Source organism: Agrobacterium sp. A3-95 (genome assembly GCF_053521785.1).
Map to the genome: position 1 here is coordinate 109,924 of NZ_JBNWDR010000012.1, position 11,995 is coordinate 121,918.

Genomic DNA, 11,995 nt, shown 5'->3' on the forward strand with positions numbered 1-11,995 from the left:
AGTGTAGTTTAAACGCGGTCGAAGTTGGTGGGCAGCACCAGCATGTCGCGGATGGTGACGGTGCGCTTGCGGGTCAGCATGTAAACAACCGCATCGGCCACTTCACTCGCGTCGATGAGGCTACCCGATTCCTTGGCCTTGCGAAGATTTTCTTCCGGCCAGTCTGCCAGAAGGGCCGAGACGACCGGGCCGGGAGAGACCTGCGCGACGCGCACACCATGCGGGATCATCTGGCGACGCATGCCCTGCACGAAGCTGGTGATCGCCCATTTCGAACCCGAATAGACCGGTTCCCAATAGGTCGGGAAATGTCCGGCGATCGAGCAGGTGACGATGATGTCGCCGGTCTTGCGCTCCGACATGTGCGGCACGACGGCCTGTACATTCTTCATCACGGCATTGACGTTGAGGTTCAACATCTTGTCGATGGCTTCCGGCGTGGTTTCGGTGAGATCGCCACCGATATAAGTGCCTGCGTTGCAGTAGAGAATGTCGATGTGATCGACCTTCTCAAGGATTTCCGGGATCATGGCATTGCAGCTGTCTGCATCCAGAAGGTTCGTGACCTGCGCGATGGCGCGCTTGCCGAGTTTACCGACAAGTTCATTCAGGGCTTTCTCGTTCCAGTCTACCATGACGACGGTTGCACCGTTTTCCAGCAGCGCCTCGGTGGTGGCGAGGCCAATACCGGACGCGGCGCCGGTGATGACCGCGATCTTGCCTTGCAGCAATTCAGACATTTAATTCTCCTGCGTTTATGAAGATGTTTCCGGGCCGGCTCAGCGCCATTCGCGCCCGATATAGATGGCCAGCAGGATGATGCCGCCCTTGATGACATCCTGCAGATAAGGGTTGATGCCCATCAGATTGAGACCGTTATTCAGGATGCCGAGCAGCACCGCGCCGATAAGGGTACCAAGAATGAGCCCGCGTCCGCCGGCAATCGCCGTGCCGCCGAGAACCACGGCCGCAATGGCATCCAGCTCGAAACCGACACCCGCATTGGGCTGTCCGCTCATGAGCCGGCCGGTCAGAATGAGAGCTGCAAGCGCTGCCGTCACGCCTGAGATACCATAGACGGCAAGCTTGACGCGCCGGGTCTTGACGCCGGAGAGGCGCGCGGCCAACTCGTTGCCGCCGAGTGCATAGACGTGACGACCGAAAGCCGTACGCTGCAAAAGCACCCAGGCCACGGCGTAAATCACCACCATGATGATAACAGGCACCGGCACGACGCCAACGCGGCCGACGCCAAACCAGGAAATCCAGCTCGGAATGCCGCTGACGGGATAACCGCCGGAATAGATGAGGCCGAGACCGCGCGCCATTCCCATCGTCGCAAGCGTGACGATGATGGCCGGCATCTTGCCCCAGGCGACAAGTGCTCCGTTGAAGATACCGATGCCAAGTCCGATGAACAGCCCGGCCGGCAAGGCGAGCGACGCAGGCAGGCCGGTATTCACCATCAGGCCTGCAGACAGCGTGCCGACAAGCGCCATGACCGCGCCGACCGACAGGTCGATGCCGCCCGTGAGGATGACGAATGTCATGCCCACGGCCAGAATGCCGACGACTGAAACCTGTCGCAGCACGTTCATGATGTTGTTCACGCTGAAGAAATTGTCGCTCGCAAGACCCATCAGGATCGATACGACAATCAGGCCCGCCAGAGGCAGGGCGAGTGGCGAGCGCAGCATGCTGCCAAGGCCGAAACCGCTCGTCTTTTCGGCAATGCCGGTATTTGCATCAAGCGACATGTTCAACCCTCCCGGTGGTGGCGTTTGTCATTATTGTTTCTGAATTGATGTCTGCGCCCTCGACGGTGGCGACGATGCCCCCGGAGCGGAACACGCAGACGCGGTCCGACATGCCGATCACTTCCGGCAGCTCCGAAGAGATCATGATGATCGAATAGCCCTTGGCTGCGAATTCGCGCATCAGCGCATAGATTTCCGCCTTCGCGCCGACATCGATGCCGCGCGTCGGTTCGTCGAAGATCAGGACGCGCATGTCATGGTTCAGCCAGCGGGCGATAACGATCTTCTGCTGGTTTCCACCGGACAGCGTGTCCACGCGGGCATAGGGTCCCTGTGCCTTGACCTGAACCTGCGCCATCGCCTTTTTCGTGTGCTCCAGCTCTTTTTTCAGGTCGATAAACCAGTGAGCCTTCTGGTACTTGCGATAGTTGTTGAGGGAGATGTTCTGCAGGATGGAGAAACTGGTGATCAGACCCTCTTCCTTGCGGCTTTCCGGCAGCAGGCCAATGCCGCGCATCAGCGCCTCATCCGGGCCGGAAAAGCGGGTCTCGACGCCATCGACCTTGATCTTGCGGCGCGAAGCGGAATGCGCGCCAAGCATGGCCAGCACCGTTTCCGTGCGCCCGGAACCGACAAGCCCGGCAAAACCGAGTATCTCACCCTGCCGCAGGGTAAAGCGCGAGACCGGCCCGCCTTTTTTCAGTTGAAGCTCTTCGACCTCGATCACGTTGCGCGCAGCTGTATCGATCTTCGGTTTGGGCGGAAAATTGGCCTCGATGCGCCGGCCGACCATCATCTCCACCAGACGGTCATTATCGACGTCAGACGTGAGGCAGGAGCCGATGAGTTCGCCATCACGCAGGACGGTGATGCGGTCGCAGATCTCGAATATTTCCTCGAGATGATGGGAAATGAAGATGATAGCGACACCCTGACGCCGCAGCTCGCGCATGACCTTGAAGAGATGCTCGGTCTCGGACGGGGTAAGCGTCGCAGTCGGCTCATCGAGAACGAGAATACGCGCATCGAGTGAAAGCGCCTTGGCAATTTCCACGAATTGCTGCTGGGCAACGGAAAGGCGGTGCACCGGCACATCGAGCGGAACGTCCACGGCTAGACGGCTCATGATTTCGGCGGCACGTTTACGCATCGCGCGCTTGTTCAGCAGGCGCAGCGGTCCACGGATTTCGCGTGCCAGAAACATGTTTTCAACAGCATCGAGATAGGGGATCAGGCTGAACTCCTGAAACACGATGCCGATACCGGCGGCAATCGCCTCGTCGTAATTGGCGAAGCGGCGGTCCTTTCCGTCAATGCGGATCGTGCCCTCCGAGGGCTGCAAAATACCGCACAGGATTTTCATCAATGTCGACTTGCCAGCGCCGTTCTCTCCCAGAAGCGCATGCACCTCGCCGGCGCGCGCCTGCAGGTCAACGCCTCGCAGGACCTCGATCTTGCCGAAGCTTTTTCTTATTCCATTCAGTTCCAGCATTTTACCCTCCTCGATGGTCGGGACATGTCCCGCCCCCACACGAGGCGGGGACGGGACCTGGGGAGGAATTCTTACCAGCTGAAGTCGCCGGCGTTCTTGCTGTCAACGACCATGACGTCGATCGGTACTTCCTTCGGAACGACGCGGGCGCCCCACTTCTGGGCAAGCGCCATGGCAAGGCCAACGCGCACCTGGTCACGCGGGAACTGCGCGGTCGTTTCGATGAAAGGGCCGCCGTCGGCAATTGCCTTCACAGCTTCGGGAGCACCATCAACCGAGGTCAGCTTGATGTCCTTGCCGGAGCCCTGGATCGCAGCGAGTGCACCCATTGCGCCGCCATCATTCACCGAGAAGATACCGGCGAGGTTCGGACGGGACTGGATCATGTTTTCAACGACGCCGAGCGCAACGGAGCGGTCCTGACGACCATTCTGCGTGTCGACAAGCTTGATGTCGGCAAATTCGGCAAGCGCCGCCTTGCAGCCTTCGACGCGCTGCAGGATCGGCACGACCGGGATACCGTCGAGGATTGCGACTTCACCCTTGCCGCCGAGCGCATCACCGAGATGCTTGCAAGACTTGTAGCCTGCGTCACGGTTCTTCGAGCCGACGAAGGTGTCGACCGGGCCGTTTGCGTTGGCGTCGACAGCAACGACAATCACGCCGGCAGCTTTGGCAGCGTGCACGGCGGCTTCGATGCCGGCGCTGTCGGTCGGGTTCAGAAGCAGGATGTCGATCTTCTGCTGCAGCATGTCTTCCACGTCCGAAATCTGCTTTGCCACATCGTGGCCGGCGTCGGTGACGACAACATCAGCGCCGATGCTTGCCGCGGCTTCCTTCAGCGCTTCCTGCATAGACACGAAATAGGGGTTGTTCAGTTCCTGGAACGTCATGCCGATTTTCAGCTTGTCCTGTGCCAATGCCGGAGCGGCCATCATTGCAAGTGCGGCCGATGCCATCAGGAACTTGGATTTCATTCTCATAGTAACTTCCTCCCGTTTGGAAAATCTGGGCAATAAGAGCCCGTTTCCGGACAGTCCTCTGCCCGAATTGGTGAAAAATCCGCGATGTATCTTGGTTTAATCCGCCATGACCGCTGCCTTCTGGGCCGCGAATACCGTACGAAACCTCGATGGCGACATTCCCTTCAGCTTCAGGAAATGCCTGTTGAAATTCGAAAGGTTTGAAAAGCCCACGTCGTAGCAGACTTCCGCCACCTTCACGTCCTGATCCACCAGAAGCATCTGGCAGGCCAGATCGATGCGCAGCTGATTGCGATAGCGCACCAAAGTCGTTCCCGTATGTCGCTTGAAGGCACGGGAAAAGGCACTCTGGCTCTGGCCAACCATGTCGGCCAGATCGATTTCCTCGACCTGTTCGGTCAGGTGCTGGCGCAGATGCGACAAGGCGCGGTTGATGCCGCTATCGCCGATGCCCGTCAGGTCCAGCTCGTAGCTCAGGCTCGCCAGCACCTCGGGCGCCGGCGCATTGACCAGCAGATCGAGAATTTCCCAAAAAATCGCAAGACGCTTCAACCCCTGCGCCTCGATCAAACGCAGTATCAGCGGGCGAACGCGATCGCTGGTCTCATCGTCGAACAGAATGCCGCGGCGGCTGCGGTCCAGAAGGGCGCGAACTACCTCCATCTCGGACATGGAAGCGCAGGCATCCTCGATAAAAGCCTCCGGAAACTGGATGACGAGAGAGCGCGTGGGAACGATCTCGTCCGGCTCGATCTCGCTGATCCAGTTTTGGGGGAGATTTGGGCCAGTCATGATTAGCTGGCCCGGGCCGAAGCGACCGACGAAATCGCCAATGTAGAACGTGCCTGACGTCGCCACGACCAGATGAATTTCATATTCGGGATGGTAATGCCAGCGCACGGTGCGGAACGGATAGCCATGCCGCCAGGCGGCGAAGGATTCGCCCTTGCGGATATGTACCAGTTCCAGATCGGGCTGCATCGATGTTTCCTCCCATCGGTCACGTCCGCCGTATTCGCGGAGCAAAGCCATTCCTCTTTATGGCTCGTCCCAGGCGTTGATGGGGAGCATATGGCCTGCGGCACATTTACTTCCACATCATACCGGGGAAATTACCGATACTTTTTTGACTGTTTTTTGTCAGAAATTGAAGAGTGCCGTGCATCCGCCGACAACTAAGCCAGCGGTTGCGCCCATTTTTTCGCGCAGTTGCACGCCATACGCCCAGAAAATGCGCATCTTAAAGATCGATGTGATGATTTTTTAAAGCTCGACCCGCCGATCACCGGCAGGTCGAGCTTATACTTTTCCGAAGGGTTTTTGACGCCCCTGCATCGGCAGGCGGCTTGCCGGAAGCGATTATTGCGGCATCAGAATTTGCAGCTTCACGTCCGTTTCCCTTGCCTCCACCGCACGATCAAAACCGGCAATGCTGTCTTCGAAGGGAATGGTCGCGGAGATCAGCGGCTTCAGATCGACCTTGCCGGACGCGATGAGAGCGACCGCACGGTCATACACATTGGCGTAGCGGAAAACCGTCTCCACCCGCAGCTCTTTTGCCTGCAAGCCGACGATATCGACCGGCACCGGATCGACCGGCATACCGACGAGGACGATGGCGCCGCCGGGACGTGCGAGTTTCGCCATACCGAGCACGGCGGGTGCAGCGCCAGAGCATTCGAAAACGACATCGCAACCCCAGCCATCCGTCGCATCAGCCACGGCCTGCGACAGGTCACGTTCGCGGATGTTGACGGTCTCGATGCCGTCATAGGCTGCGATGATATCCAGCTTCGGCTGGGCAAGATCGGCAACGATCACCTTTGCGCAACCGCCGGCTAGCGCCGCCAGCGCAACCATCATGCCGATCGGGCCGGCGCCCGTCACGATGGCAACATCGCCGGGCTGGATACGCGCCCTGAGCGCTGCCTGCATCCCGATGGCGAAGGGTTCCACCATGGCGCCTTCGGCAAAGGAAACGTTGTCGGGCAACTTGTATGTAAAGGCGGCGGGATGAATGACTTCCGGTGTCAGGCAACCGTGAACGGGTGGCGTTGCCCAGAAGCTGACCGCCGGATCAACATTGTAAATGCCAAGCTTGGAGGCGCGCGAGGTCGGATCGGGAATGCCCGGCTCCATGCAGACTCGATCACCCGCCTTAAGATGCGCAACCTCGGCACCGGTCTCGATTACCGTACCGGAAGCTTCATGGCCCAGCACCATCGGCGCATGCACAACGAAATGGCCGATTTTGCCATGGGTGTAATAATGGACGTCCGAGCCGCAAATCCCGACGGTATGGGTACGGATGCGCACATCCTTGGGTCCGAGCTTGCCGGGAATGTCGAACTCCCTGAGCGAGAGCTTTCCTTTTTCTTCCAGCACCAGTGCTTTCATCTCATCCTCCGTAGTTTGCGAAAGGCCTTACAGCGAATTCAAACAGCGTGATGCGTTGCAATTTCGACAAAAGTAAACAGAAATCAGCCGGATCGGCCGGTTTTTCTTCAAGGAGGAAAAACTGTATCGATGAGCCCGCAATTTCTTATCATCCCTGGCGCGCCAACGAGTCTACGGGGGAGAGAGACAGCACGATTCGCTCAGCGCGCTTCGGGGAATATCGCCGGCTCAGGGTTACCCACTCAGCCGGAACGAGATTGACACTGATGTGTACGCAGAACCGGCGACAAGCGGATCAGCGTGTGATCCTCAGCCCTTCCAGAAAGGTGCGGAAACTGTCTACGGCGCGTTTCGAGGTCGTTTCGGGGTCGTCGGAATTCGCGATCCACTGGGCTGCACTGCTGCTCGCCGCATTGATGAAACGCGCACAGGCCTCCGGATCAATGTCGACGATCGTCCCTTCCTGCTTCAGCGCATCGAGACTTCGCGCAACGGCCGAGATACAACCATTGGCATTTGGCCAGCGTGAAGGGTCGCCGAGAACGGCCGGTCCATCACGGAACATGATCCGCTGGATTTCCGGCTCCAGAGCCATGAGAATGTAACCGACATTTTCCTCGACAAAACCCTCCCAACGCGTCGCGGCCCTAGACGAGATGTCACAGAGCCTTTTCGTCATCTCGGCGTCGATCTCACCCACAACCGCCAGCAGCAGGCCTTTCTTGTCGCCAAAATGGTGATAGAGCGCGCCGCGGGTCAGCCCTGCTTCGGCAGTGAAGTCGTCCATCGAAGCTTCGGCATAGCCGATGCTGCCAAATGCCTTGCGGCCAGCGACCAGAAGCTTCGCCCGCGTCTCGGCAATCATTTCACTGCGAGGTTTGCGCATTTTTTCTCCGAATTCTACATACGTCGCGTATACTAGTTGACATACGTGGCGTATGCAATTATTTCATTTGCATACGCCACGTATGTTTGTGGTGGGTACTCCCTAAACAAGGTGCATCCCGATGTCTAATCCATATAGAGAAATTTTCCGGGCTCCGGGCGCCAAAGGCTTTTCCGCCGCAGGCTTCTTTGCCCGTCTTCCGATTGCGATGGCACCGATCGGCATCGTAGCCATGCTTTCCCAGACCCATGGCGAATATTGGCTTGCCGGTGCGGTCTCGGCAACCTTCGCGCTGACCAATGCCGCCGTTGCGCCGCAGATTTCCCGATTGGTGGACCGCAAGGGCCAGAGCAGCGTCCTTGTCCCGGCCACCATCATATCGGTCATCGCCTTTGCTATCCTGATTATCGCGACCAACCAGAGATGGCCTGCCTGGACGCTCTTTCTTTCGGCCTTCCTCGCCGCGGCCATGCCGAGTATTCCCGCGATGATGCGCGCCCGCTGGACGGAAATCTTCCGTGACCGGCCTGAGCTGAACACTGCTTTTGCATTTGAATCCGCCGCCGACGAACTTGTCTACATCGCCGGCGCCTCGCTCTCCGTCGGTCTCGCGGTCTCACTCTTTCCGGAAGCAGGTATGATGATCAGCACCGCCTCGCTGGCGCTCGGTACCTTTGCCTTCCTGTTGCAACGATCGACCGAACCCAAGGTACGCGCGGTTGAAAGTGGCAGCAGGCAACATTCGGCTATCCGGCTGCGTTCGGTCCAGATCATCACGGTCGCCCTGATCTTCGTAGGGTCCACTTTCGCCACAGCCGAGGTAAGTGCCGTTGCCATCACCAAAGAACTCGGTCAACCGGAAGCTGCCAGCCTCGTCATCGGCGTCTATGCCATCGGTTCGTTTGTCGTCGGCCTGCTTCTGGGCGCGATCAACCCCAAAATGCCGCTGCAACGGCAATTGCTGATCGCCGTCAGCGTCCTTGCGCTCACCGCGCTGCCGCTCCTCTTTGCAAGCACGACAGTTTCCCTGCTTGCCTTCGCCGTATTCCTCAGCGGCGTTGCAATCTCTCCCATCTTCATCACCGCATTTGGCCTGATCGAGCGCCGCGTACCGGAATCGATGCTGACGGAAGGCGTGACCTGGGTGATGACCGGCATCGGTATCGGCATGGCGCTCGGCGCCTTCATTTCCGGCTGGGTGATCGATAATTTCGGCCCGAGCAACGGCTTCTGGGTATCGATTGCCGCCACCCTGTCGACAGTCACCATTATCAGCCTCGGTCAGCGCAGCCTTTCTGGAGAGACCAACCGCTCTGCGACGACAACCGCAGCGCAGCCAGCCGAGTAAAGCACAGGCGTATGAAGCGCGCGCCGGCGCGCTTCTTGGCATATCCGGCCGACGCAATGCACAATCGGCATGAAAAGCTGCACGCTATGTCGCCAAATAAAACAGTCTGGCATTGCGGTGGCCGATCGATGCCTGCTCGTCGGGCGAGAGCGTTGAAAGAAGCTCACTCGTCATACCGATCCATTCCGGTAGACCCGAGCCGAGATCGACCACCGGCCAGTCGCCGCCCCAGACCATTCTCTCAGGTCCGAACAGGTTGAGCACGGTTTCCACATAGGGTGTCACGCTTTCCAGCGTCGCGCATCCCGGTGCACAATAGGCGGTGATGCCGGAGAGTTTGACGAAGAGATTGGGCAGCGTCGCCAAGTCGGCCATACGCCCGCTCCACTCCCGAAAATCGTTTCCGGCAATGTCCGGCGTGCCGCAATGGTCGAGCATGAAGCGCACATCGGGGCAGGCCCTGACAAGTTCGGCGGCAATGGCAAGCTGGCGGGAATGAAAACACAGATCGACCGGCCATCCGGCCTTTCCAATCGTGCGCACGTTTCGTCGGTAATTTTCCTCGCGGCTGAGGTCGTCGGGCATGACGTGGAGAATGCGCCGGAAACCGACCACGTTGAGGTGGCGGCACTCCTCTAGCCAGGCTTCGAAACCATTATCCGTTTCCGGTCGGCAACTGGCGATCTGGCCGAACATCGGCAAGGCACCCTCGCCGATCATGCTGGCGATGAGGCGAGCCTCGGCCTGATAGTCGCCGTCATCCACCCCGCTTTCCATGAAGATCGTGCCGACTACGCCACATCCCTCGACAAGCGCTGCGTAATCAGCCCGGGTGAAGCTTCCCGCAAGGCTGGGTTCCCCTCGTGTCCAGGCATAACCGAGCTTGCCTCGCAAGATCAGATGCTGGTGAGTATCGATCAGATCCATGGCGTCCTCCTCCCTGTCGTTGCGGTCAATTTTCGAGGGCGAGCGCGTCGAAACCCGCCCAGGCGGCATCCGGCACGGCCGTTTCGAAAATAGACAGGTTGCGCAAAAGGCTGTCCGGTTTTGCGGTGCCGATCAGGACACTTGCGACATCGGCATTTTGCAGCGGAAAATGCAGGGCAGCGGCCGCAAGTGCAACCCCGTGCCCGGCAGCGTGGAGCTCCATGGCGCGCACCCGCTCCATGACATCTGCTGCTGCTTCACTATAGTTGAAAGTCGCACCCGGCCTTGCACCCGTCGCAAGAATGCCAGAGTTGAAGACGCCGCCGATGACGAGCGAGGTGCCGGTTTCCGCACAACGCCCCAGCAGCTTTGCTGCAGCCGACCGGTCGAGCAGCGTGTAACGACCCGCCAGAAGAATGCAGTCGATCTCGTCTATCTCCATGAGGTTCAGACAAGCCGGAACCTCATTCACGCCAAGACCGAACGCGCCGATCCGGCCTGTCGCCTTCAACTCGTGCAGGGCCTCGATGCCGCTTTCGGTGAATATCCTGAAATGATGGCGATAGGCCTCTTCCCCAAGCGTGGTCTCCTCCAGATCGTGGACATAGAGAATATCCACTGAACCGAGACCAAGCCGGGCGAGGCTTTGCTCATGCGAGCGCATGATGCCATCATAGCTGTAGTCGTATTCCACCACGAAAGGCAGTGCATCGACAAAACCGTAATCCGGTGTCACGCCCGCTTCAGCCGGTTTCAGAATCCGCCCGACCTTGGTGGACAGCACGAATTCGTCGCGTGGTTTCCCCTGAAGAAAATCCCCGAGGCGGCGTTCGGAAAGGCCCTGCCCGTAATAGGGTGCGGTATCGAAATAGCGGATGCCGGCGTCCCAGGCGGCTTGCAGCGTCTCCATCGCATCTTCGCGGCTGACGCTGCGATAGAGATTACCGATACCGGCCGCGCCGAAGGAAAGTTCGCTCAGCGACAGCGCCGTGCGACCAAGTTTGCGGGTTTTCATGCGGTACCCTCCTCGCGGCGAAGCTGGCGCTCAATGGTGCGGATGACACCGCGGAGTTCGCCGAGCCCCTTCATGCGGCCAATGTAGGAATATCCGGGATTGGTCTTTTTGGTGATGTCATCACCCAGCAGATGGCCGTGGTCAGGCCGCATTGGAATATTGGTGCGGCGGCCAGCCTTGGCGGCGGCCCGCTCCTCGCGCAACAATGCCTCGATGACTCCAATCATGTCCGTTCCGCCATCCAGATGATCGTCCTCAAAGAAGGAACCATCCGCTTCAACGGTCACGTTCCGAAGATGAGCGAAATTGATGCGAGACGCGAACTCCCGTGCCATCGCCACAAGATCATTGTCGCTGCGGGCGCCGTATGAGCCGGTACAAAGGGTGATGCCATTGTTCGGGCTTTCAACGGCCGAGAGGATGGCGCGAATATCTGCAGGTGTCGAGACAACGCGCGGCAGGCCGAACAGGGAGAACGGTGGATCATCAGGGTGGATGCCGAGATGCACGCCCACCTCTTCCGCCACCGGCACGACCTCTCTCAGAAAGGCCAGAAGATTGCCCTGCATGGTCGCGCTGTCGATGCCATCGAACGAAGCAATCAGAGCGGCGATGGATTCGCGCGTCTGCACCAGGGCGCCGCCCGGCAGGCCGGCGATGATGTTACGCTCGAGAAGCGACTGGTCATCTTCGCTCATTTGCGCAAAACGCTGTTCGGCTCGCGCCACGAGCGCGGGATCGTAATTTTCAGCGGCACGAACACGCTTCAGGATGAAGACGTCATAGGCGACGAAATCCGCCATTTCGAAGCGCAGCGCCAATCCGGTATTGCGTGCCTGCCAGCGCAGGTTCGTGCGTGTCCAGTCCACCACCGGCATGAAATTGTAGCAGACGACGGGAACACCCGCGCGACCGAGACGGGAGAGTGTATCTTTCCAGCGCGCAATCGCCTTCGGCGCATCGGCATCGCCGCGCTTGATGGACTGTTCCATCGGAATGGATTCGCAGACACTCCATTCCAGGCCGGCCGCCTCGATCATCGCCTTGCGTTTGGCGATCTCTTCGGCCGGCCACGCCGTGCCGTCGGGGATCTGGTGCAGCGCCGTTACAACGCCGCTGGCGCCGGTCTGCCGCACATGCTGCAAGGTGATGGGGTCCGATTCACCGAACCAGCGCCAGGTTTCCTTCAT

General features: G+C 59.2%; 11 protein-coding genes. 1 reads left to right on the forward strand and 10 read right to left on the reverse strand.

Annotated features, from left to right (window positions below; translation table 11 throughout):
* Positions 1-8: 8 nt before the first annotated feature.
* From ACQZ5Y_RS25240 to ACQZ5Y_RS25270, 7 genes are all read right to left on the reverse strand, one after another.
* Positions 9-740, reverse strand: a complete 732-nt coding sequence (locus tag ACQZ5Y_RS25240) for an SDR family oxidoreductase (RefSeq protein WP_013762241.1) — start codon at positions 738-740, stop codon at positions 9-11.
* Between the two features lie 39 nt (positions 741-779).
* Positions 780-1,757, reverse strand: a complete 978-nt coding sequence (locus ACQZ5Y_RS25245) for an ABC transporter permease (protein WP_112292320.1) — start codon at positions 1,755-1,757, stop codon at positions 780-782.
* Positions 1,747-3,249 (reverse strand): sugar ABC transporter ATP-binding protein, encoded by a 1,503-nt coding sequence (locus ACQZ5Y_RS25250; protein WP_013762240.1) that lies wholly within the window; start codon positions 3,247-3,249, stop codon positions 1,747-1,749. The genes ACQZ5Y_RS25245 and ACQZ5Y_RS25250 overlap by 11 nt, the downstream gene beginning before the upstream one ends.
* 71 nt (positions 3,250-3,320) lie before the next feature.
* Positions 3,321-4,232 (reverse strand): ABC transporter substrate-binding protein, encoded by a 912-nt coding sequence (locus ACQZ5Y_RS25255; protein ID WP_013762239.1) that lies wholly within the window; start codon positions 4,230-4,232, stop codon positions 3,321-3,323.
* A gap of 96 nt (positions 4,233-4,328) precedes the next feature.
* Positions 4,329-5,213: an AraC family transcriptional regulator gene (locus ACQZ5Y_RS25260; protein WP_003518205.1), complete on the reverse strand. Its 885-nt coding sequence runs from the start codon at positions 5,211-5,213 to the stop codon at positions 4,329-4,331.
* Positions 5,214-5,591: 378 nt separating this feature from the next.
* Positions 5,592-6,629 (reverse strand): NAD(P)-dependent alcohol dehydrogenase, encoded by a 1,038-nt coding sequence (locus tag ACQZ5Y_RS25265; RefSeq protein WP_003518206.1) that lies wholly within the window; start codon positions 6,627-6,629, stop codon positions 5,592-5,594.
* A 295-nt stretch (positions 6,630-6,924) separates the two neighbouring features.
* Positions 6,925-7,515: a TetR/AcrR family transcriptional regulator gene (locus ACQZ5Y_RS25270; protein WP_003518207.1), complete on the reverse strand. Its 591-nt coding sequence runs from the start codon at positions 7,513-7,515 to the stop codon at positions 6,925-6,927.
* Between the two features lie 121 nt (positions 7,516-7,636).
* Here ACQZ5Y_RS25270 and ACQZ5Y_RS25275 point away from each other — a divergent pair, with 121 nt between their 5' ends.
* Positions 7,637-8,863 carry an MFS transporter gene (locus ACQZ5Y_RS25275; RefSeq protein WP_035200093.1) on the forward strand — a complete coding sequence of 409 codons (1,227 nt, stop codon included), beginning with the start codon at positions 7,637-7,639 and terminating at the stop codon, positions 8,861-8,863.
* Positions 8,864-8,947: 84 nt separating this feature from the next.
* Here the strand turns inward: ACQZ5Y_RS25275 and ACQZ5Y_RS25280 are convergent, their stop codons facing one another.
* The 3 genes from ACQZ5Y_RS25280 to uxuA are packed head-to-tail and all read right to left on the reverse strand — an operon-like array spanning position 8,948 to position 11,995.
* Positions 8,948-9,790, reverse strand: a complete 843-nt coding sequence (locus tag ACQZ5Y_RS25280; protein WP_174050947.1) for an amidohydrolase family protein — start codon at positions 9,788-9,790, stop codon at positions 8,948-8,950.
* Positions 9,791-9,815: 25 nt separating this feature from the next.
* Complete coding sequence (locus tag ACQZ5Y_RS25285) at positions 9,816-10,805, reverse strand: aldo/keto reductase (RefSeq protein WP_065705758.1); 990 nt, start codon at positions 10,803-10,805, stop codon at positions 9,816-9,818.
* On the reverse strand, positions 10,802-11,995 hold the full coding sequence (uxuA, locus tag ACQZ5Y_RS25290) for a mannonate dehydratase (RefSeq protein WP_174050945.1): 1,194 nt from the start codon (positions 11,993-11,995) through the stop codon (positions 10,802-10,804). The genes ACQZ5Y_RS25285 and uxuA overlap by 4 nt, the downstream gene beginning before the upstream one ends.